Below are 22,696 nucleotides of genomic sequence, written 5' to 3' on the forward strand. Positions count from 1 at the left end.
TCCTGAAACGGAAATGATCTTGCGGTGACCGACCAGTTCGGTCAGCATGTTGGAGATGGTATTTTTTCCGGAAAAGGACCTTGCCCACTCATGACCAGCACGCCGACTGACCGCCCCGAGAGTATGCCTGACGAGGCCAGCGCATCTCTGTGCCAGATGCGCGCCAAGCGCGAGCAGATTCTGCAGGGAGCGGAAAAGGTCTTTCTCGCAAGCGGTTATGAAGGCGCGTCCATGTCGCAGATTGCGCGGGAGGCCGGTGTTTCGAAGGGCACGCTTTACAATCATTTCGATGGTAAGGCGTCGCTCTTCTCCGCGTTCTTCGAAGAACGCAGCAAAACCAAACTGGCGGCTATTGAGGCCATTTCCCGAGAGGATGGGCCGGACGTTCATACGAGTCTGCGCCGCCTGACGGAAACTGCCATCAAAATGATGCTCCACTCGACGTCCATGGACCTGTATCGCATCATCGTCGGCGAAGCGGGAAAATTCCCAAACCTTGCTGACGCCTTCTGGCGCTACGGTTTTGGGCGCACCCTGAACAACCTCTCCGACTGGCTGCGTCGCCGCAGGGATGCGGGCGAGCTCCAGATCGAAGACCCGGATTTCGCTGCCGAACAGCTTATGATCCTGTGTCAGGCGCGTATCGTGCATCGCCGCCGACTCATGCTGCCCGTCGATGACAGCCCGGAAGCCATCAGCCGACTGGCCAACATTACGGCCGATTCCTTCATGAAAATCTACGGCCCGCATCCTCAGTGACCTCCCGCCGGCTTCGTCTTCTTCGTGCTGTTCGGTGACAGCAGGAAGCAGAGCGGGACGACGAACATCGCGATGACGCCAATCCAGCGAAACACCTCGTTGTAGGCCAGCATCGAGATCTGGGACGTGAAATCCATGAACAGACGATGGATCGCAAACGTATGCGCGGCCGCAGGCGTCAGGCCATGCGCTTCACCAACGGTCTGCGCATGATTGATATAGTTCGTGAACTCCTGCCGCCCCGGCGTCATGTTATCGGTCACGTAGTTCTGGTGCCGTTGGCGCGTTTCAATGATGGCTGCCGTGGCCAGGGAAATGGCCATCGAGCCCACATAGTTTCGCGCCATACTGAACAGGGCTGATGCGTCGGAGTTCAGCTCACGTGGCAGCGTTGAATACGCAATCGTGGAAATCGGCACAAAGAGGAATGCGAGCGAAGCAGTCTGGGTGATTCGGTAGAAGACCAGATGCTTGAAATCGATTCCGGCATACAGGTTGGCAGCCTGGAACATCGCCATGCCCATGAAGAAAAAGCCAAATGCGATCAGATACCGCAGCTGGATGACCTTCATCAGACGCCCGACGAACGGAATGAGAATGATGATGGCCACACCACCTGGTGCCAGAAGAAGGCCGGACGTCGTTGCCGTATAACCCAGAACCTGCTGTGCAAACTGCGGAACGATGATGGCGGACGAATAGAGGGTCGCCCCCACCATGGAGATCAGGAACATGCCGGTTGCGAAGTTGCGGTCCTTCAAAACCGTCAGCTTCACCAGCGGGTCCTTGGCATAGCAGAGCCAGACGATGGCACCGAGCACACCGATCACGCCCAGAACAGCCATGGTGATGATGAAGTTCGAGCCGAACCAGTCATCATCTTCACCACGGTCGACCATGACCTCAAGACAGCCCAGCCCCAGCGTAATGAGACTGATGCCGATCACATCCACCTTCTCACGCTTCTTCCGCTCCCATGGCGGATCCTCAACGAAAGCCGTTACGGCCATGACCGTCAGGATACCAAAGGGAACGTTGACGAAGAAAATCCAGCGCCAGGAGAAGTTGTCCGTCAGATAGCCACCCAGCATCGGACCGAGAACCGGTCCAACGATGGTTGCAATCGCGGTCATGCCAAAGGCTGCACCACGTTTTTCGGGCGGGAAGGTATCAAGGATGATGGACTGCTGACTGGGTTGCAGGCCACCACCAAAGAAGCCCTGCATCAGTCGGAAGACCACCAGCATGGGCAGCGATGTCGCCAGACCGCACAGGAAGGACGAGACGGTGAACATCGCAATACAGATGAGGAAGTAGCGCTTGCGGCCGAACAGGCGTGAAAGCCAGCCGGAAATCGTCAGAACGATACCGTTTGCCACCAGATAGGACGTCAGCGCCCAGGTGGCATCGTCATAGGAACTGCCGAGCGATCCCGCGATATGCGGTAGCGCCACGTTGACGATGGTGGTGTCAAGCACCTCCATGAAGGCCGCCAGCGTGACCGTAATGGCCACAACCCACGGATTATGACTGGGTTTCCAGTCCTGATGCCCGGCAGTATCGCTCATTTCACATAGACCGTAGGAACGACGGAAAGACCAAGAGCGAGCGGCAACTGCGGATCAAGACCGCTGTCGATCAGGATCTTCACCGGAATACGCTGCACCGTTTTCACGAAGTTGCCTGTCGCATTTTCTGGCGGGAAGGTGCTGAAGGATTCACCCGAGCCAAGCTGAATGGAATCCACGTGGCCCTGCAGCTTAAGCTGTGGGTAAGCGTCAACTTCGATGTCCACTTTCTGACCCGGACGCATGTGGGTCAGCTGTGTTTCCTTATAGTTGGCCACAACCCAGACTTCTGGCTGGACGATCGTGAACATCTGCTGGCCGGTCTGGACGAAGTTGCCACGCTCGACACTACGCTGGGACACCCAACCATCATGGGGGGCGCGAACCTGCGTCCATTCCATGTTGAGCTCAGCCTGTTCCAGGGATGCCTGGGCAGACTTCAGATTGGCTTCTTCCTGCGAGACGCGGGCATCCGCATTCGCGACATTGGCCTTCACCGGCTCAGCCTGCGTCAACTGACCCTGCGCCTGCATGACACGGGCTTTGGCTTCTTCAAGAGCTGCACGAGCGTAGTCAATGTCCTGCTGGGACGTTGCGGCACGTGAAACACTGCGCTGGCGCTTGTAATCTGCTTCAGCCTTCGTCAGCTGGGCCTGAGCGGCAGAAAGACTGCCCTGAGCCGTTACGAGCTGCCCCGGGAAGTTCTTGTGCGCCACTTCAACCATCAGCTGATAGGCCTGCATGTTGGCCTGTGCCTGCTGGATTGACGCCTGTGCCTTGTGCAGGGATGCCGCGTAGTCGCGGTCATCAATGGTCAGCAGAAGATCACCGCGATGCACATACTGGTTATCGTTCACCAGCAGCTGCGTCACATACCCGTTCACGTGCGGCGCAATGGCGATCTTGCGACCGGCCGTATAGGCGTCGTCCGTCTCGATGTTATTGCGGGTCAGGAAGAGGTATGAACCAATCCCTACCAGCACCAGAACAACCAGACAGATCAAGAGCACCCGTACAAGGGGATTGCGCTTTTTCTGCGGTTTTCCGGACGCTCCGGACTGCTGTTCGGCCTGCGCTTGGTCGCCCTGCGCCATATCGTCTCTCTCGCTTTAAACGGGTCTGTCCGAAGTGACCGGCTGAATGAAATGGCCTCATGAAAAGGCCGATTGACCGATCGGTTCGGTCATCCATGACATATTGTATGGCCGTCTTCAAGCCGGAAAAAACTGATGCGTTTCCTTTCAGGCCGGGAAGATTTTTCCTTGCGCGCGCTCATCCGTGAGACGAAATTTTCTTATCCTGAAAGGGTCTCCACGCAACGCCTGAGCAGAATGTTACCCTTAAAGGGCGGTCTGCATCTTTCTCAGACCTTCAATCAGGCGCTGACGTTCCTGCTCGGCCTGCTCGGTTGGTCCCAGACGCAGAATCCATGATGGATGAGCGAGGCTCAGATGACGGTGTCCGCCTTGCGCGTCCTCACGCATCAGCCCCCGAAAGTCTTTCAATTGAGCCGTAGGCCCCGCAACTGCGCGCAATGCTGTCGCCCCAAGCGTCACGACAAGCTGCGGCCGAACCAAGGCTATTTCCTGCCGCAGCCAGGGCTGACACGCCTGAACATGCTCAGCGCCAGGCGTCTGGTGAATGCGCCGTCTGCCACGCGTGGTGAACCGGAAATGCTTTACAGCATTCGTCATGTAGAGGGCCTGGGGTTCAACGCCCGCCTCCGCCATACACTCCTTTAAAAGAGAGCCTGCAGGACCGACAAAAGGACGCCCAGCCAGATCTTCCTGATCGCCCGGCTGCTCACCGACCAGCATGATTTTTGCCGTCTCAGGCCCCTCCCCAAGGACCGCCTGCGTAGCATGGCAGTGAAGCGAGCAGGCCTGACAAGTGCGAATTTGCTGTTTCAGATCTGCCCAACTGCCTGCTGTTGGCACCGCAGCCGGAACGGCTTTCTGGCGATTCTGCAGAGCCTGATGAAATTTAGGCGCGGGAAGAGCCTCCTGCGCTGCCATTTCAGCCACGCGTTTTTCCGCCTGAGCCACCAGATGGGGAATCAGGTTCGCCTCTGGCAGGTTATGCCAGTAACGCCGCGGCATTTCATTGCGCATCGCTTTCGTCCGGACACGGGCAGGATTGAAAGTCGAGGCGTAATAGGTCTGCCAGAGCTGATCCACGTCATCATCAAGCACCTGCTTTTCACAGGGCTCGAAAGAGCAATGTACCGTCTCGCCATCCCATTGCAGAGAGCCGCGCGGTGTCAGGATCATCCAGTCCATATCTGCGAAACGGCCCGCGAAAAAAGAAGAGACTTTTTCCAGCACATGATGGTCCGGCTCAAACCAGGAAAGAAAACGCCGCCGACCCGTCTCAGACGTTCCCTGCTCCCGGAAGCGCACAAAAGCCGTCATTTTATGGGCCGCCCGGCGAACCTGATGCACCATGCGACGCGCCTGCGCCACATCCTGATCTGTCACCACCGACAACAGGTTCGGATCACTCTGAAGACGCCAGAGCAGCCGGTAAGCTAATGCGAACCGATCGGCGCTGGAGTGGCAGAGAACATCTTTCAAAAGGGGCAGGCTCGATGCTTTGAGGCGAACATCCCGCACGACTTCGCCCTCAAACGTCTGATTTTCAGCCGCGTGAAACAGATCCAGATCGGCCTCAGGATAGCGCCAGAGGATCTGGTCCGGAGGAATGTCACGCTGAAGCGCCATTCTGGCCTTTTCGCGCCAGCCTTCAAACGCGCTGGTATCCGCGAGCCTGACTGTCACCGGCATTTACAGAAGCCGCATCTGCTGTGGAGCCGGCAGAAAAAGAGTGCGCAAATCCTGACGATCCGTCAGACGCGCAGGGCTCCATCCGGATGCCTTGACGAACGGACGCACCTTTTTGATGGAGACGTTCAACCGCGCCAGATCTTCCAAACGGATTGTCGTGTGTTTTCGCGCAGACAGCAGCGCAGAAACGGTCCGAACCCCGAGCCCGGGAACCCGTAGCAGCATTTCTTTGGAGGCCAGATTCAGGTCCACAGGAAACTGCGCGCGGTTATCCAGAGCCCAGGCCAGCTTGGGATCAATTTCCAGATCCAGCATTCCATTGGGCCGTGATGCTGTCAGTTCGCCAAAATCAAAGCCATAGAACCGGAACAGCCAGTCCGCCTGATACAGCCGGTGCTCCCGCTGTAACGGGGGGCTACGCACAGGCAGGATCGCTGAAGCATCCGGAATGGGGCTGAAGGCTGAATAGTAAACGCGACGAAGGCCGTAAGACCCGTAAAGGCCTGAGCTACTGGCCAGAACATCCTGATCCGTCGCGGCATCTGCCCCGATGATCATTTGTGTGCTCTGGCCGCCCGGCGAAAAGCGCCCTGCACGCCTGCCTGTATGTGTCTTCTCTTTGGCTGCATCAATCTTGAGACGCATGTCCCCCATCGCGCGACGGATATTTCCGGCATCCTTCTCCGGTGCATAATCCTTCAGGCCCGTTTCTGTCGGCATTTCGACGTTGATCGATAAGCGATCCGCATAAAGCCCAGCTTCTTCCAGCAATTTGGGAGACGCATCCGGGATCGTCTTGAGATGGATATATCCGCGAAAACCATGCTTGAGCCGCAGGTCCCGCGCGACCTGCACAAGTTGCTCCATCGTATGATCGGACGACCGGATAATCCCCGAAGACAGGAAAAGCCCCTCAATGCAGTTCCGACGGTAGAACTCCAGCGTCAGCCAGATCACTTCATCAGGCGTGAACTTCGCCCGCTCAACATTTGAGGACGAGCGGTTGATGCAATAGGCGCAGTCGTAAACGCAGAAATTGGTCAGCAGGATCTTGAGCAGCGAAATACAACGCCCATCCGGCGTATAGGCATGACAGATCCCGTTCCCGGTCGTGGAGCCCAGACCTCCTGTTTTGGCAGAGTCCCGGCGCGTCGATCCACTGGACGCGCAGGACGCATCATACTTTGCCGCATCGGACAGAATCGCAAGACGTTCAGACAGAGATTTCTTCATGCATTGTTCTTATTTCGTTCCTGTCTATAAAATGCAAGAACTGCTTAAAATTTACCGGTTGTTTGCCTGTTTCCTGTCAAACCCTGTCACCGTTTTTTAAAGATGAAGATTCAGGTTCCCTTAACCATTCGAGGCCTATCGTGAAGGAGCAAAACTGCACCGACGGAGAATGTCTCGATGTCCATGTCAATCAATACAAATACAGCCGCCATGTCGGCTCTTCAGGTCCTGAACCAGACGACGGACCAGCTGAGCAAGACGCAGAACGCCGTGTCCACGGGCAAGAGCGTCAGCTCCGCCTCTGACAGCCCGGCCATTTACGCCATTTCCCAGACAATGAATTCCCAGATTTCGGCTCTGTCCGGTGTCTCGACAGGTCTTCAGTTCGCTGGGCAGGTTCTCAGCACGGCCTCTTCGCAGGCCGGGTCTATCTCGACCGTCCTGAGCAATATTTCCGAGACCGTGACGAACGCTGCCAATAACGGTGAAAATCAGGATACCCTGAACACCCAGCTGAGCAGCTACCTGTCCCAGGTTGATGTGGCGACTTCGAACTCGACCTTCCAGGGTGTGAACCTGCTGTCCGGCTCAACCAGCAGCAGCGTGAAGTACACGCAGATTTCTGCTGCTCAGGACATCAACGGAAACCTCTTCACGCTGAATGGCGCTGATGCCACCTCGACAGGTCTGGGCTTGCAGGGGCTGAGCACGGACATGAAGGGCGCAACCATTGATGCCACGGCCATGAGCATCACGGGCACCGGCGACAGCACCACTGCGACGAGCCTGACACTGAAGAACCTGTCTGCAGCAAGTGCCTCCAGTGCAACTGCTGCCAACCCAGCCATTACGACGTCTTTTGTAATGGATTCTCAGCCGGGTTCCTCAGCAAAGGGGGCATCCTCAGCAGTTGGATCGGCAATTTCCAATGCACTGACGACGGCAGCGACTGTTACGGTCGGGTCAAACGGCGCTCTGAGCATTGATGGCGCTACGTCGAAGAGTCAGTCCGACGGCACAACAGTCTATACGCTCAAAAACGGGGACTCCATTTCTGCCAAAGCTGACGCCAGTGGCAACATGGCCTACAGCGTCACAAAGGCTGCGGACCTCGATGCGAATGGTAACGCAAAAGCCATGACCAATATCGTGGACGTCAACATCAGCGGTGCACGCACGGATTCCGCGACGAACACGAAGGCCGATCAACTTTCCACGCTTGTCACAGCCATTGGAAATGCCGGATTTGGCGCAGAGCTGGAAAACGACGGCACGCTGACAGTCGCTGGCGGCAACCTGGATTCTTCCAGCGTCAACCTGTCCAACGGCAGCGCAGCAACGACGACCCTGTCAGTTCCGTCTTCTGCCGCATATGTTGACGGTCATACAGCGCTCACCGCTACCGACAGCACCGGGAACGTCACCAATTATGTGGCAAGTGCTGGCAGCCCGCTGTCTGACAATGCAGCTTCGGCAATGACCGACAGCATCAACGCAATTCTTGGCGCGACGGATAGCGATCACAAGATCAGCATAGCTGCCGATGGCACCCTGACTGCTGCAACCACTGCAACGGCGGGTTATACTGTCACTGGGTCCGCTGGTTCTTACACCGTTACAAACACAACGACGAACCAGACAACCAAATTCGATGCTGTCACATCAACAGATGGAACAGAAGCCAGCTACACAGCCTCGCTGGCAACGGCCACGGGCCTGACAAACTCAAGCGGCAAGCTGACTGGCGTGGCTCAGGGCACAACACTAACGCTAGGTGATGGTATTGTTGGTGCCAGCATTCAGAAGCCTGTCTCGATCGCCTCTACCACTGGCACGAATGTCGTACAGCTTGCTGTCACTGGCGCCATCAACAAGATGAGCCGCATTTCTTCCAGCATTGGTGTGGCTTCCAATACCGTTACACAGCTTCAGACGTCCAACAGCACGCTGTCGGATGCCCTGACGACGGGCGTGGGCGCTCTGACGGATGCTGATCTTGCAGCGGAAAGCGCCAAACTGACGTCCCTGCAAACGAAGCAGCAGCTGGCCATTCAGTCGCTGTCGATTGCGAATTCGCAGTCTTCCAACATCATGTCGCTCTTCCGCGGTTGATGTCGGCGGGGCGCAGGTGAAAGCCAGCGCCCCTTCCTGGACTGTTCCAAAAGTTTCCCGTTTCCCGGGAGTCTTTTGAAACAGTCCTTTTGTAAAGGAGCATCATGTCCGTGACTTATGGCATGTCACAATACCAGAACCAGTCCGGCACCTATCTTCCGCCACGAGAAGTGGAAGCCATGGCGTTCAGACACGTTAATGGGCTGCTTTCGGCCGCAAAAACACGCTCAGATCGGCAGGCTGCATTGTCTGCCAATCTCAAACTCTGGGGCATTCTGATGCAAGGGGTCCAGCGGACAGACTGCCCTTTGGATGCAATTCTACGCAAAGACCTGACGACCGTTGGAACCTGGTCCATGCGTTACGCCAATGTTGCGCTGAACTCGGATACATCCCTTCAGGCTCTCATTGATATCAATATGGACATGATTGAAGGTCTGTCAGCTTCTGCTGCCCCTTCCCCATATGCGGGACCCGCAGCATCCAACGAAACTCGCGTAGCTATTCAAATGGTCGGGTGACAACTACTTCTCCCACGCCCTTCAGGACATGGGAGTTTTTGCGTTCCTGACACACATTGCATGTCAGGAATGGTGGCGTGTCATTTACGGTTATCGCTGCGGTCAACGTCCGGAATGACATGGTCCGGATCAAGCGTTACGGCCTTCACCGGACCATGGGCTTCAAACGTGACCTTCAAATCGCTGGTCTGCCGCCAAGCTTCCGTCGGGATACGGCGGCCCAGCGTTGTTCCGTCCTGATATTCGACGCGCAGAACAACAGGAAGAGGCAAGGTGCCGTAGTTCAGAACTTGTACAGACACAGGATCTGTTCCTTTCTGCTCCACAGTTCCAACAGCGTAATCAGGCGCGGCGTTAGAGAAATACCATCCGCGCCAGAACCATGAGAGATCCTCACCGGCTTCGCTGCTCATCAAGCGAAAGAAATCCGATGGCGATGGGTGATGAAAAGCCCAGACGGCAATATAGCGACGGAAGGCAGCGTCAAAACGCACAGGCCCGAGAATCTGCTCTCGCAGAAGCTTCAGCCCGTAAGCTCCTTTGAAATAGACAACGCTATGGCGGTAAGTTTCGGAGACCTCGTCGGCCCCCGCCATCAGGTTTGGCGCTTTTGAATCCGTCAGGACAGGAACGATATCCTGTGCAGGATTGCCAGTTTTCGGAGCAAATTCCGGGTCGCGCTTTGGCGCGAATTCCCCGTTGTGGAAATGATCTGACGCATACGCATCGATAAAGGTATTGAACCCTTCATCCATGAACGGATTACGCCGCTCATCAGAACCCACAATCATCGGGAACCAGTCATGGCCCAACTCATGCGTCGTGATCCAGAAAAGCTCCGGATCCCGGTCGCTCATGCCGTCAAACACAATACCCGGATATTCCATTCCGGCCCCGTGCCCGCCCAGATTGACGGCATTTGGCCATGGATATTCGTACCATTGAGACGAGAAATACTCGATGGCATGTTTGACGTATTCCGTTGAGCGGTCCCATCCATGCGGGCCAATGCCTTCGCGGGGATAAACGGACATCGCCAGCCGCGGAACCGGACGATAATTGGCCCAGGGCGCAACCGGCGGCAGGTTAATACGAGCAGCATCCCACAGGAACGCAGGCGATGCCGTAAAGGCCACGTCGCGGCTATTGCGCATAACGTAATGCCAGGACACTTCCCCAGACTGCCTGAGATGGCTTTTGGGGTCTGTCACGTCATCAATGGTCCGGATCATGACGCGATTGTCGCTCTGGGCCGCCTGAGCCAGTCGCGCACGCTCGGTCGTCGTCAGGGTCTGCTCCGGATTCAGGAGTGCCCCGGACCCGACGACCGTGAAGTTCCACGGAACAGTGACGGTGTAATCGAAATTGCCATATTCCAGATAAAACTCCTGCCCGAGATAGGGCAGAGTGTTCCATCCCGCGCGGTCATCATACACACTCAGGCGCGGGTACCATTGAGCAATCTCGTAGATTTCGCCTTCGCGAGACGGGGTGACAGCCGTACGACCTCCCCATTCTCCCGGAATTGTATAGTGCCACTCGATTTTAATGACTGCGACGCCATGAGCATCAAGGGCTCGGGGCAGTCGAAGCTGCATCCGGGTGTCGGTAATGAGCGGCGTGACATCAACTTCATGGCCGCCCTGCACAATGGAAACACGCTCGATTTCCATGCCGGAAGTATGATGACCACCCGATGGGAATTTACCCCAGAACGAGGCCCGTGAGTCTGTGCGATAGAGGTTCTGCTCCAACTGAACCCACAGAACGTCCAGCGTTTCCGGGCTGTTGTTGCTGTATGTGACGGTTTCGGCCCCATGCAGGACATGCGCCTGCGTGTCGATGCGGGATCGAATGACGTAATCCGTTCGGTTCTGCCAGTATTGTGGTCCGGGCAGACCAGAGCCCGAACGATAAACGTTCGGGGCATCAGGCAGTGTCAGCGGAGCAAAAACCGGAGCCGGGTCAGAGAGGGTTTTGGCCGAAAGAGCGGCCGGAACCAGCGCGCCTCCCAGAAGGGGTAAGAGAAAAAGGCATACGCGCATCCGGGCTATGATCTCCGCTCGTTAGTTCCTACCCCGTTATAATATCACCTAGGCCGCCCAGATAAGATGCCAGATCAACTTTCAGAGGCATAAGATAGGCATTGTCGTTCTTTTCGCGCACCAGTGTCAGCATCTGGCGCGCAAGATGGACGTTCCCTTCAAGGGTATCGTCATAGTCTTTGGGGAACACCACACGGTTAACGCGCTCCCAGTATCGGCGGGATCGTTCGCCCAAAACGGGTGAAACGCCCCAGAACACCGTATCGTCCCGCAACCAGTCCATGGAGAGCTGGAGCATGTGCAGATCAAACAACGGTTGAGTAAAGAAACCGCAGGCCCCGGCGTCTTTCTTCCGGGCGATATCTTCTAGCTCTAGCCAGGGAGCCCTGCGGTAAGGGTCAAATACCGCGTAAACATCCAGATGCGGCGCTTCCTTGCGATACCGCGCAATGATTTCCGCAGAAGTATTAGGGTAGGAAACTCGATCACTTCCCGCAGGCAATGGGTCGCCTGCCACCACAAGCACAGATTTCAATTCTGGACGATCTGCACCCGGAAGGGGCGCGTCGGGAGCAATATCGATTGCCCGAATATGCGGAATCACATCCATGTCTGACCGACGGTTAACCTGTGCAGCAGCATCGTCACTGCGCAGATCAAACCGGATCAGGTCCGGAATATTCAGAAGACCGACCTGCGGAAGCACTTTCTGTACCACCGCCACATCATCAAACAGCGCGTCTTCCGAGCGGGGAACCAGTTCAACAGAAACACGCATCAGAGGGCTTCACCCTTGCTTTGCCCCTGTGTAACGCGCGCAGCCTGAAGCGTATTGTGTAGGAGGCAGGCAATCGTCATTGGGCCAACGCCACCCGGAACAGGCGTAATATGGCCTGCAATGGGGAGCGCTTCCTCAAAAGCAACATCTCCCACAAGTCGTGTCCGGCCTTCAGGCGTCGGGACGCGCGTAATACCAACGTCAATGACGGTAGCGCCCGGTTTGATCCAGTCTCCGCGAACAAGACCGTGCTTGCCAGTTGCCACAACCAGAATGTCTGCCTCACGTGCCAGTGCTCGTGTGTCCCGCGTATGGATATGCGCGACCGAGACCGTGCAGTTCTGCTTCAACAGAAGCTGCGCCATGGGCTTTCCAACCAGACTGGACGCCCCGATCACCACAGCATGCTTGCCCGTCATGTCCTTATGAACAGACTGTAGCAGCATAAGACATCCCAGCGGCGTGCAGGGGACGAGCCCGTCAATGCCCAGAGACAGGCGCCCGGCATTCACTTCACCCAACCCGTCGACATCCTTATGCGGCGCGATCGCATTCGTCACGACAACCGGATCAATCTGGGGCGGCAACGGAAGCTGGACGAGAATACCGTGAATCTGCGGGTTCGCGTTCAGCTGTGCAAGGAGCTCCAGAAGCTCTTCCTGCTTCGTGCTTTGCGGCAGCATGTGCATGAAGGAGCGCATGCCAGCACGGTGTGTCTGAATGGCTTTGTTTTTCACATAGACTTCAGATGCGGGATCGTTGCCGACCAGAACGACTGCCAGACCCGGCACGGCGTTGCCCTGCTCGATAAAGCTGGAAACTTCCCGGCCGATACGGTCTGTCAGAGACCGGGCAATACCTTTGCCATCTATGAGTTTGCCGGCCAGTTCAGGGGGAAACGTGCTCATGGGCTCTCCGGATGGCAACAGGCTGCAGTTTCAGTTACGATTCAGACTACAGCCCGCGTCGTGCGCAGGAAAAGGATGGTTTTATGTCCGAGGAAATACGCAAGAACTTCGCCAGTGACAATGTTACCCCCATCTGCCCTGAAGTCATGGCAGCCTTGCTGGCCGCCAATGAGGGCAGTGTTGGATCTTATGGAACGGATGATCTTACCCAATCCCTGAACAAACGGTTTGGGGACATCTTCGAGACGGAAGTGGCTGTTTTCCCGATCGCGACTGGAACTGCCGCCAACAGTATCGCGCTTTCCGCACTGGTCTCACCTTACGGAGCCGTGCTGTGCGACCAGAGCGCCCATATCAATACGGATGAAGGTGGCGCCCCGGAATTCTACATGCATGGTGCCAAGCTCGTCTGCATTCCATCCGCAGAAGGAAAGCTGGACCCGGCGACAATGCCTGCCGTTCTCAGGAATAATGAGGAAAGCGGCATTCTCAGCCCTGTCATTCAAGCCCTGTCACTCACACAGGCGAACGAATGGGGACTTGTCTATAGTCTGGAGGAGCTGGCCGCACTGACGCGCATCGCACACGACCATGGCCTGAGTGTGCATCTTGATGGCGCGCGCCTGGGGAATGCCGTGGCCCATCTTGGCTGCTCTCCGGCAGACGTGACGTGGAAAGCAGGTGTGGATGTTCTGAGCTTCGGAGGCACCAAGGCTGGCGCAATGGCGGCGGAAGCCGTGGTCTTTTTCCTCAATGAGCGGACACGCCCACTGGTTAAAGAGTTTCTGCGTCGCATCAAACGCAGTGGCAATCTGTGGTCCAAGCATCGTTTCCTGAGTGCGCAGCTTCACGCATTGCTGGAAAACGATGTGTGGCTCCAGAACGCCGCGCATGCGAACCAGATGGCCCAGCGCCTCGTCGATGGGCTTCGTCGCCATCCGGCGGCCCAGATGCCTTATGAACGGCAGAGCAACGAGGTTTTCGTCATTCTGCCAGATCTGGTTCTGAAAGATCTGGAAGCCGTTGGCTACACATTCTACCGCTGGCCTACACCGGAAGACGTCTCTGGCACACTGATCCGTCTGGTCACGAGTTACTACACCCGGCCAGAAGATGTAGACGCGCTGCTTGCAGAAATTGCAGCCTGAACCAGCATTTACAAACAAGACGTTGATCCGGGAGGTGTTTTCCGGATCAACGTTCTTCTAGTGACGACGATCAGCCAGCTTTGGATTTCAGGGCCGCATCAATTTCCAACGCCAGGCGCGCCATGGTGATGGCCCCGTCCCGGCTTCCCGCACCACAGATAAAACGAGCCGGATGTGCAAAAACTGCATCCGGAACGCCCGAAACGGCCGCTAGCGCAGTTTTTTCCAGCCCACCCCAGGCTTCCGGCAGTGACACACGCTGCCCGAAATCGCCGCGCACAGGGGGAATGGCTTTCACGTTCCACTGCTCCGGGCCTGCTGGAGAGACAACATACACAACCGGAAGATCCCGCTCGAAAATGACCTTTTCCGTGGGCATTCCTGTTTCCATGACAAGGATGCGCTTGTCTTCCGCGGCCTCGTAAGCTTCCACAACGCGGTTAGCGGCCTTGAGGCTGGCCCGTACACGGTCAACCATATTGACCAGATGGGATGCGACGGCCGTTGCCGCATTCGCAAACCCTAAAGCTTCACGCTTTTTGGCTTCCTGCGCTCCGTAAAGCTCCGCAGTATCCCATGCGGGGCTGCACGCAGAAACAATATCCGCAAGAGACAGCTTGCCCATCTTGGCCACGCCATTGTCATCCTGATCAACAGGAATGATCAGGGACTTGTCGAGCGACTGCCAGATGGCGGCAACCATGTCCTCGGTCACCGGTGTCGTGACGATATTGCGGATGGCAGCGTGGCCGTAGTCCTTCCACAACAGACCCGCAGCGCTATACGGCGTCCCGTCATCACGCAGGGGCTTGTCCTTCATGTGATGGTCATACCGCCCGATGGACGGATCAAAGACACCGCCGACATCAAAAACGATATCGGCTTCTGCAATACGCTCCGGTGACCGGGTGCGCACAAACTGCAGGCGGTCGTCTGAGTCCTCACCGAGCACACGCCCCCGCAGGCTGCCTTCCGGCGAAAGAGCGTAGTGAAGAATGGCGTAACCCAGCGTCTCGTCGGCATGAAAATTGCCCGAATGGGTCAATGCCTTGACGGTTCTGGCTTCTTTTTCGAGACCAATTGGGGTGTGTTGTGACATCTGTACGGACCTGCTGACGGCAAAAGGGTGGTTTCTGATTGTGCCTTCTCATGCCGCACCCCCCAGCCCCAGACAACAAACTTCGTCAGAAACGTGCAGAAAATCCGTCTCGTTCTGCCTCATCGAAACAGTGAATCACGCCGTGCATGCATTTCAATGGCGTTGCCATAATCCGTGCTATGTAAGGCCGAATGGAAACAAAGCTCCCCATTCCGCTCGCCGTTCTCGTCGGCATCCAGACCCCTGACGTTGATGACGTCGCCCACGAAGCCAGCCTGGAAGAACTGGGGAGACTGGTTAAAACCCTTGGCTATGACGTCATCGGGTCCGTCTCGCAAAAGCGCGAAGGTACGGGCGCTGCGTCGCTCCTTGGTGCCGGCAAGCTGGAAGAGCTCGCAGACATTACCGGCGGCCGCGGGATCATCACACCGATGGTCAAGACCCCGATGACAAAAGCTCGCAAACGCTTTGAGGGCACCGTTGAAGCATCAGAGCCCGATGAAGAAGACTCAGATGGCCCCCGCAAGCCAGAATTCGTCATTGTTGACCACGAACTGACACCTAGTCAGATCCGCAATCTCGAACGCGCTACCGGCGCGCAGGTGCTGGATCGTACGGGTGTCATTGTCGAAATTTTCCATCGTCACGCCAATACCCGCGAAGCAAAGCTTCAGGTGGAGATGGCGCGGCTGAAATACGTTGCACCACGCCTGCGGGAATCTTCGAATGGCGGCGGCAGACAGCAAGGACCTGGGGCGGGTGAAACCAATCTATCGCTTGATCGCCGCAAGATCCGGGACCGCCTTGCCGAGCTGAAAACCCAGCTTGAAGCAGTGCAACGCGATAGCGATAACCGGCGTTCCGCACGGCGGGATCAGCTCCGCGTCGCGCTGGTGGGTTACACCAACGCTGGCAAGTCCTCCCTGATGCGCGCACTCACCGGTAGCGAAGTTCTGGTGCAGGACAAGCTCTTCGCTACCCTTGATACGACAGTCCGGACGCTTCAGCCCGAGACACGTCCGCGTATTCTCGTGTCCGACACGGTGGGCTTCATCAAACAACTCCCCCATGATCTGGTCGCCTCGTTCCGCTCTACGCTGTCTGAAGCGCTGGAAGCGTCCCTGCTGCTGTTTGTCGTAGATGCCTCGGACCCAACCTACGAAGCGCAGCTTGAGGTTAGCCGCAGTGTTCTGCATGAAATCGGGGCAGATGTTGTGCCGTCCCGGCTTGTTCTGAACAAAATGGATAAAGTGGATGACGCCCGGCGCGCTGAACTGCTGGAAAAACATCCCGACGCCATTCCCTTGTCTGCCCATCGACCAGATGACGTCAGCGCTTTACGGGAAAGCTTGATCGCCTTCTTCGAGACGAAAATGGTCGATGATGTTCTGGTACTGCCCTACTCGAAACAAGGACTGATCGGCGAGATTTACGAGAGCGCCCGCGTCCTGTCCGAAGATCACGACGAGACAGGTCGCATCCTAAAAATCCGCGGCCTGCCGGGTGCCATTGCACGGTTGCACCGAAGCCTCTCAGGAAAATAAAGGCCCGTGCTGCCTTTCTGACCGCGCGGGAAAGACGTTCCACAAAAAAGGCCACCATCTTGTTAAAGATGGTGGCCCAATGTTGTTACTGCGCTTGTGAGGGCAACACCTTCAAGACGCAAAGACTTTGGAAATTGCAGCCTGTGCCTCGTCCTGAATGGCCTTCAGGTGCTCTGGGCTTTTGAAGCTCTCGGCATAGATTTTGTAAACATCTTCCGTGCCGGACGGACGGGCTGCGAACCAACCGTTTTCCGTCACAACCTTTAGGCCACCGATCCCCGCGCCATTACCCGGTGCTTTCGTCAGCTTGGCAATGATCTTGTCACCAGCCAGTTCTTCAAGCGGGAACTGCTCAGGCGCCAGCTTGCTGAGCTTGGCCTTCTGTTCCGGGTTCGCCGCCGCGTCGATCCGCGCATAATACGGCGTTCCGAGGCGAGCGATGATCTCATGGTAATGCTGGCTCGGGTTCTTGCCTGTCTTGGCTGTGATTTCCGCAGCAAGAAGGCCGAGAATGAGACCGTCTTTGTCGGTCGTCCAGACTGAGCCATCACGACGCAGGAAGGTTGCGCCTGCACTCTCCTCGCCGCCAAAGCCCAGCGAGCCATCCATCAGACCCGGCACGAACCATTTCAGGCCCACTGGCACTTCAACCAGCTTGCGACCCATATCCGCGACAACGCGATCAATCAGACCACTGCTCACCAGCGTCTTGCCGACGCCAAGATCAGGCTTCCACTCGGGGCGGTTCTGGAACAGGTACGAAACCGCCACAGCCAGATAGTGGTTCGGATTCATGAGGCCATCCGGCATGGCCACGATGCCGTGACGGTCTGCATCCGTGTCATTGGCGAACGCGACGTCAAAGTCCTGACCCATCTTGATGAGACGCGCCATGGCATAGGGCGAAGAACAGTCCATACGGATCTGCCCGTCCCAGTCTGCCGTCATGAACGCAAACTGCGGGTCCACGACATCGCTGACGATCGTGGCGTTCAGGCCGTACTTCTCAACAATCGGCTTCCAGTAACCAACCGCAGCGCCACCAAGCGGATCAATACCAATCTTCACGCCCGCATCACGGATGGCCGCCATGTCGATGACGTTTTCCAGATCGGCCACATACGGCGTTACGTAATCATAGCGCTTGATGGACGGTGCGTTCTTGGCTTCGTCGTAAGGCAGGCGCTTTACGTCCTTCAGGCCATTCGCCAGCAGGTCATTCGCCATGTCCTGAATGGCTTTCGTCACGGCCGTATCTGCCGGACCACCGTTCGTCGGATTGTACTTGAAGCCACCATCCGTCGGCGGGTTATGTGACGGCGTGACAACCACACCATCGGCCAGACCCGTCGTGCGGCCCTTGTTATAGGTCAGAATGGCGTGGGAAATGACGGGCGTCGGCGTGTAGCCATCGTTCTGGTCGATGCGGACATCAATGCCGTGGGCCGCGAAAACCTCAATGGCCGAGCGCTGTGCCGGTGCCGACAGGGCGTGCGAGTCAATGCCAATGAAGAGCGGTCCATCAATCCCCTCCGCCTTACGATACCGACAGATTGCTTCACAGATGGCGAGGATATGGCCTTCGTTGAAGCTGGTATGGAAAGACGAACCACGGTGCCCGGAAGTCCCGAACGAAACACGCTGGGTCGGGATGGAGACGTCCGGCTTGCGATCATAATAAGCGGCAACCAGGGCCGATATATCCGTCAACTGCGACTGATCGAGCGTTTTTCCGGCGAGGGGGCTGATATTGGCCATTAATCCAAAATCCTTAACAGATCCGCGTTTTAAGCGACCGTAACGCACGAACGCCAATTGCGGCTCAGAAAAACTTATCTCGGGCCTTCTGTCCAGTTACAGAACTCTGACGCCTTCCCTTGTGGCGACCATAAAAAAGCGGGGAGACATCTGTCCCCCCGCTTTGTTTCGCAAAACCGGATACGAGAATTACTGGAGATCGTCGCCGGAGCTGCCATCATCCGAACCATCAGGCGAGACAGCAACAAAGAGCTGCTGCCCGTCACGCAGGATGCGTAGCAGCGGGGGCTGCTTGCGGGACAGAGCATCACGCACCTGTGCCACCACAGCCTTGGGAGACGGCGTGACGTGATTTCCCACGGCCACAATAATGTCGCCCGGACGGATGCCAGACTGATCAGCCGGGGAACCCTGAACAACGTCAGCAACGACGGCGCCCTGCACGCTGTCATCCAGGCCCAGCTCCTGTCGCGCGCGCGGCGTCAGGGATGCCAGAGACACACCAAGCTTGCCAGCACCGGCGGACTGGCTGCTATCTGCACCACCACTGCCATGATCCTGATTGGCGAGGTTGCCCACCGTGAACTTCACATCCATCGGCTTGCCATCACGCAGCAGGTTCACCGTAGCATCTGTTCCTGGTGCAATGGAGACAACCTTTACAGCCAGATCATGGCCGTTCTTCACCGGGTGGCCATTCAGCGTCAGGATGACGTCGCCGCTCTTGATACCAGCCTTCTCAGCCGGGCTACCCTTGGAGACGGACGCCACCAGCGTACCATGCGGCGGAGCACCGGGCTCCGGGGACTTCAGGTTGAGCGCCTGAGCCATCGTCGGAGAAATATCCTGCCCCTCGATGCCGAAATAGCCTCGCGTCACATGACCCGTCTTTTCAAGCTGATCGACGACAGATCGCACCGTGTTGGACGGAATGGCAAAGCCGATACCGATTGAGCCACCACCATTTGGCGAAATGATCATGGAGTTGATGCCCACGACCTTGCCATCCTGCGTGAACAACGGGCCACCGGAGTTGCCGTGGTTGATCGGCGCATCAACCTGAATGAAATCGTTATACGCACCAGAATGCAGATCACGACCCAGAGCCGAGACAATACCTGCCGTCACGGTTCCGCCAAGACCGTAGGGATTGCCGACGGCAACCACCCATTCGCCCGGCTGGACATCATCAGAATCACCGAGGTCAATGAACGGCAGTTTGCCTGTTGGCTTCACACGCAGAAGAGCCACGTCCGTCTTCGGATCACGACCAATGATTTTGGCCTGCAATGTGGTCCCGTCATCCAGTGTGACCGTCACCTTCGTGGCGCCATTCACAACGTGGTTGTTGGTCACGACATAACCATCAGCCGAGATGATGAAGCCTGATCCGCGAGCTTCCACCGTGCGGTTCTGCTGCTGTTGCTGCGGCATCATCTGGAACGGGAAGGGAAACGGGAAAGGCGAGCCCTGCATTCCGCCGCCGCCATCACCGCCTGGGCCGTTCTCTTCCTGCTCGGCAACATCGGCCTTGATGTGTGCCGTGATGGAAACAACGGCAGGCTTCACCTGCTTCACAAGAGTGACGAAGTTGGGCAGCGCCTGAACATTGGTTTGCGGCTTGATGGCTCCGTTATCCGCCATGGCAGCGGGAGCGGCGACCAGAAAGGTCGTGGCAGCGAGGGCAGCAAGGGAAGCGCGGAAGCGTGTGGTCATGTCAGTCCCGATTGTTACAGAAGAACGGTTCGGTCGTTATAAGTCCGCACTATGCACTGCGTTCCCATTCACCAAGCTGACCGGGAGGTGAAACATCCGTAAGTCTTTGTTTGTCACCCTTTCCGCAGCCGCTGGAAGAATGTCCTGAGCTGAAGAGCAGCTTCCCGTTCGCGTAGTCCGCCGATCACTTCCGGCCTGTGCAGGCAGGTCGACCGTTCAAACACACGCGGACCGTGTTCCACCCCGCCACCTTTGGGATCATAAGCACCGAACACGACACGCTCGCACCTGAAATGCACGATGGCGCCCGCGCACATCGGGCAGGGTTCCAACGTTACAACGAGCGTACATCCTGTCAGGCGCGGCGAGCCAAGCTTCACTGCTGCGGCACGCATGGCCAAGAGTTCAGCATGGGCCGAGGCGTCATACAGTTCCTCTACGCGATTACGCGCCACTGACACGACATCTCCCGCCGCATCCAGCACGACTGCCCCCACGGGAACTTCACCCTGTCGGGCCGCTTCGTCTGCGGCATCAAGAGCCAACTGCATGGCGCGGCTTGTATCGGCCTGAATCATGATGCGATGATGGGGTGTATGACCACCGCCCGTCCATCCCCTTCCCGGAACACTGCTCCGCTCATTGGTCTTACACTCGATCATGAGCCTGGCGGTCCGGGGCAATTTTCTCGCTATCCTTATCATGCCTTGCGGGAAAATTATCTCACGGCCCTCAGTGACGCTGGCGGCTTACCAGTCTGCCTGGGGTATGTGGGGAACGCGGAAGCGATGGTAGAGCGCCTGGACGCCCTCGTTATCACTGGCGGCGCGTTTGATGTTGATCCTGCGCTGTATGGGGAAGAGCCTCATCCTCTGACCACCCCCCGTCCCATGAGAACGTCCGCTGAGCTTGCCCTTCTGCGTGCTGCACTCAAGCAGGACATTCCTGTTCTGGGAATCTGCGGCGGCATGCAACTTATGGCCGTGAATGCGGGGGGGACGCTGATCCAGCATCTTCCTCCCGAACTGGAACACGAGCAGCCCAACCCGCGCCATGAACCCGGACATACGGTTTCCCTTGTGGCTAGCACCCGCTTGGCCCGCATTGTTGACACCGAGATCATGCACGTCAATTCGTCTCACCATCAGGCTGTGCGAACGGCAGGAAGGGCAAAAATCTCGGCTGTTACGGCGGACGGTGTGATCGAGGCAATCGAACTGGACGACGCAAAATTCGCCATTGGTGTACAGTGGCATCCTGAATTCACCCTCGACCCCGGCGACCGTCGCCTGTATGCGGCGCTGGTGGAGGCAGCAGCACGATGACCGAAGAACTTAACCCGACCCCTGAAACATCCGACGGCCCAAGAGGCGAACGCATCGCGAAGTTCCTTGCGCGCGCTGGCGTTGCCAGCCGTCGTGACGTGGAACGCATGATCGAAGACGGCCGGATCAAGATGGACGGCCAACCCGTCACGCATCCCGCAACATTCGTTCAGCCGGGTGATATCGTGCTGGTTGACGGTAAGCCCGTGGATAATCCCGAGCGTACCCGTCTGTGGCGTTATCACAAGCCTGACGGCCTTCTGACCACGCATCGTGACCCGCAGGAACGCCGGACAGTTTTTGACTCCCTGCCCGAAGGAATGCCGCGTGTTATCAGCGTCGGCCGACTGGATATCAATTCCGAGGGTCTGCTGCTGCTGACAAACGATGGCGAACTGGCACGTCGTCTGGAGCTGCCCGGCAATGCCTGGGTCCGCCGTTACCGTGTGCGCGTCTTTGGCATGGTGGACGAGAGACGTCTGGCTTCTCTGGTGGATGGTTTTGAATTTGAAGGCATCCGTTACGGCTCGATCGAAGCCGAACTGGATTCCGTCAAGGGTGACAACTCCTGGCTGACCGTCTCTTTGCGTGAAGGCAAAAACCGTGAAATCCGTCAGGTCATGCGCGGCCTGAACCTGCATGTGAGCCGTCTGATCCGTCTGTCGTATGGTCCGTTTCAGCTCGGCTCCCTGAAGGCGCGTGAGCTTGAGGAAGTCAACGGTAAGACGCTGCGTGAGCAGATCCCCGATCTACCGGCTCCGACCCGCAAGCGGACCCGCTGATTCATGCGGATTGTTGGCGGAGAGAACAAGGGCCGTGCACTTATGGCCCCACGGGGAGAAGGGACGCGCCCCACATCTGATCGAACGCGGCAGGCCATCTTTGACATGCTGGCTCATGCCCCGTGGTACGGGCATGATGAGCTTGAAGAGGCCATTGTTCTGGACGGTTATGCCGGGACAGGGGCGATGGGCCTGGAAGCCCTGTCCCGCGGTGCTCAGCGCGCATCTTTCATCGAGCGGGACCGCAATGCCCTGAACGCGCTGCGCGCCAATCTCGATATCTGCCGCGCTCGGGACATCTCCCGTGTGCTGAGTTGCAGCGTGACGCATCCACCGCGTGCGACAGAGCCGCATACGCTGATTTTCCTGGATCCACCTTACGGGAAAACACTAGTCGAATCGGGTCTGCGCGCTCTGGCTCGAGGGGGCTGGATTGCTAAAGGTGCACTGATCGTTGCAGAGACGGGAGCGACTGAAGATTTTGCCCCGTTTGTGCCACCTTCTGAACACTTTTCCCCCACACTTCCTGCCGAGCCACTCGTGATCCGGAAATTCGGCGCGGCAAAGGTGACCATCTGGCGACATTCATCCACTGTTCCTTAATTTTCCTACTGTAT

General features: G+C 57.2%; 19 protein-coding genes. 8 read left to right on the forward strand and 11 right to left on the reverse strand.

Features of this window, described 5'->3' with window-relative positions; genetic code table 11:
• The first annotated feature begins 90 nt into the window (after positions 1-90).
• Complete coding sequence (locus KP707_RS04905; RefSeq protein WP_211502336.1) at positions 91-759, forward strand: TetR/AcrR family transcriptional regulator; 669 nt, start codon at positions 91-93, stop codon at positions 757-759.
• Here the strand turns inward: KP707_RS04905 and KP707_RS04910 are convergent.
• The 4 genes from KP707_RS04910 to KP707_RS04925 form a co-directional block, all read right to left on the reverse strand.
• Positions 753-2,327 (reverse strand): DHA2 family efflux MFS transporter permease subunit, encoded by a 1,575-nt coding sequence (locus KP707_RS04910; RefSeq protein ID WP_099211640.1) that lies wholly within the window; start codon positions 2,325-2,327, stop codon positions 753-755. The two genes, KP707_RS04905 and KP707_RS04910, sit on opposite strands and share 7 nt — an antisense overlap.
• Positions 2,324-3,421 (reverse strand): HlyD family secretion protein, encoded by a 1,098-nt coding sequence (locus KP707_RS04915; protein WP_211502337.1) that lies wholly within the window; start codon positions 3,419-3,421, stop codon positions 2,324-2,326. Before KP707_RS04915 ends, KP707_RS04910 begins: the two co-directional genes overlap by 4 nt.
• 246 nt (positions 3,422-3,667) lie before the next feature.
• Entirely contained in the window at positions 3,668-5,110 is a 1,443-nt protein-coding gene (locus KP707_RS04920) for a UdgX family uracil-DNA binding protein (RefSeq protein WP_211502338.1), read from the reverse strand.
• On the reverse strand, positions 5,111-6,343 hold the full coding sequence (locus tag KP707_RS04925) for a putative DNA modification/repair radical SAM protein (protein ID WP_211502339.1): 1,233 nt from the start codon (positions 6,341-6,343) through the stop codon (positions 5,111-5,113).
• Between the two features lie 183 nt (positions 6,344-6,526).
• On the opposite strand from KP707_RS04925, the gene KP707_RS04930 reads away from it, so the two are divergent.
• Both KP707_RS04930 and KP707_RS04935 read left to right on the forward strand, forming a co-directional pair.
• Positions 6,527-8,455, forward strand: coding sequence for a flagellin (locus KP707_RS04930; RefSeq protein ID WP_249202795.1), 1,929 nt, complete (start codon positions 6,527-6,529; stop codon positions 8,453-8,455).
• 104 nt (positions 8,456-8,559) lie between these two features.
• Positions 8,560-8,976, forward strand: coding sequence for a flagellar biosynthesis regulator FlaF (locus KP707_RS04935; protein WP_249202796.1), 417 nt, complete (start codon positions 8,560-8,562; stop codon positions 8,974-8,976).
• A gap of 80 nt (positions 8,977-9,056) precedes the next feature.
• Here KP707_RS04935 and KP707_RS04940 read toward each other — a convergent pair whose 3' ends face one another.
• The 3 genes from KP707_RS04940 to folD are packed head-to-tail and all read right to left on the reverse strand — an operon-like array spanning position 9,057 to position 12,707.
• Positions 9,057-11,021, reverse strand: coding sequence for a M1 family metallopeptidase (locus KP707_RS04940; RefSeq protein ID WP_211502341.1), 1,965 nt, complete (start codon positions 11,019-11,021; stop codon positions 9,057-9,059).
• Between the two features lie 28 nt (positions 11,022-11,049).
• Positions 11,050-11,799: a methylenetetrahydrofolate reductase gene (locus tag KP707_RS04945; RefSeq protein ID WP_211502342.1), complete on the reverse strand. Its 750-nt coding sequence runs from the start codon at positions 11,797-11,799 to the stop codon at positions 11,050-11,052.
• The gene (gene folD / locus KP707_RS04950) at positions 11,799-12,707 is read right to left on the reverse strand and encodes a bifunctional methylenetetrahydrofolate dehydrogenase/methenyltetrahydrofolate cyclohydrolase FolD (RefSeq protein ID WP_086633491.1); all 909 of its coding nucleotides are present in this window, start codon (positions 12,705-12,707) and stop codon (positions 11,799-11,801) included. Before folD ends, KP707_RS04945 begins: the two co-directional genes overlap by 1 nt.
• Positions 12,708-12,790: 83 nt before the next feature.
• Here folD and KP707_RS04955 point away from each other — a divergent pair, with 83 nt between their 5' ends.
• Positions 12,791-13,855, forward strand: coding sequence for a low specificity L-threonine aldolase (locus KP707_RS04955; protein ID WP_211502343.1), 1,065 nt, complete (start codon positions 12,791-12,793; stop codon positions 13,853-13,855).
• A 70-nt stretch (positions 13,856-13,925) separates the two neighbouring features.
• Here KP707_RS04955 and KP707_RS04960 read toward each other — a convergent pair whose 3' ends face one another.
• Positions 13,926-14,954: an MYG1 family protein gene (locus KP707_RS04960; protein WP_211502344.1), complete on the reverse strand. Its 1,029-nt coding sequence runs from the start codon at positions 14,952-14,954 to the stop codon at positions 13,926-13,928.
• Positions 14,955-15,145: 191 nt separating this feature from the next.
• Here KP707_RS04960 and hflX point away from each other — a divergent pair, with 191 nt between their 5' ends.
• Positions 15,146-16,498 carry a GTPase HflX gene (hflX, locus tag KP707_RS04965; RefSeq protein ID WP_211502345.1) on the forward strand — a complete coding sequence of 451 codons (1,353 nt, stop codon included), beginning with the start codon at positions 15,146-15,148 and terminating at the stop codon, positions 16,496-16,498.
• Positions 16,499-16,609: 111 nt separating this feature from the next.
• On the opposite strand, the gene pgm is transcribed toward hflX, so the two are convergent.
• The 3 genes from pgm to KP707_RS04980 form a co-directional block, all read right to left on the reverse strand.
• Positions 16,610-18,256, reverse strand: a complete 1,647-nt coding sequence (pgm, locus tag KP707_RS04970; RefSeq protein WP_211502346.1) for a phosphoglucomutase (alpha-D-glucose-1,6-bisphosphate-dependent) — start codon at positions 18,254-18,256, stop codon at positions 16,610-16,612.
• 189 nt (positions 18,257-18,445) lie between these two features.
• The gene (locus KP707_RS04975; RefSeq protein WP_046900645.1) at positions 18,446-19,972 is read right to left on the reverse strand and encodes a Do family serine endopeptidase; all 1,527 of its coding nucleotides are present in this window, start codon (positions 19,970-19,972) and stop codon (positions 18,446-18,448) included.
• Between the two features lie 113 nt (positions 19,973-20,085).
• Positions 20,086-20,550 carry a nucleoside deaminase gene (locus KP707_RS04980; protein WP_211502347.1) on the reverse strand — a complete coding sequence of 155 codons (465 nt, stop codon included), beginning with the start codon at positions 20,548-20,550 and terminating at the stop codon, positions 20,086-20,088.
• A 6-nt stretch (positions 20,551-20,556) separates the two neighbouring features.
• Between KP707_RS04980 and KP707_RS04985 the strand changes: the two genes are divergently transcribed.
• The 3 genes from KP707_RS04985 to rsmD are packed head-to-tail and all read left to right on the forward strand — an operon-like array spanning position 20,557 to position 22,682.
• Complete coding sequence (locus KP707_RS04985) at positions 20,557-21,297, forward strand: gamma-glutamyl-gamma-aminobutyrate hydrolase family protein (protein WP_211502348.1); 741 nt, start codon at positions 20,557-20,559, stop codon at positions 21,295-21,297.
• Positions 21,294-22,079, forward strand: a complete 786-nt coding sequence (locus tag KP707_RS04990) for a pseudouridine synthase (protein ID WP_046900642.1) — start codon at positions 21,294-21,296, stop codon at positions 22,077-22,079. The genes KP707_RS04985 and KP707_RS04990 overlap by 4 nt, the downstream gene beginning before the upstream one ends.
• Before the next feature lie 3 nt (positions 22,080-22,082).
• Positions 22,083-22,682: a 16S rRNA (guanine(966)-N(2))-methyltransferase RsmD gene (rsmD, locus tag KP707_RS04995; protein WP_211502349.1), complete on the forward strand. Its 600-nt coding sequence runs from the start codon at positions 22,083-22,085 to the stop codon at positions 22,680-22,682.
• The last annotated feature ends 14 nt before the right edge of the window (positions 22,683-22,696 follow it).

The sequence above is a fragment of the Gluconobacter sp. P5E10 genome (assembly GCF_018812145.1).
Classification (GTDB): Bacteria; Pseudomonadota; Alphaproteobacteria; order Acetobacterales; family Acetobacteraceae; genus Gluconobacter; species Gluconobacter cerinus.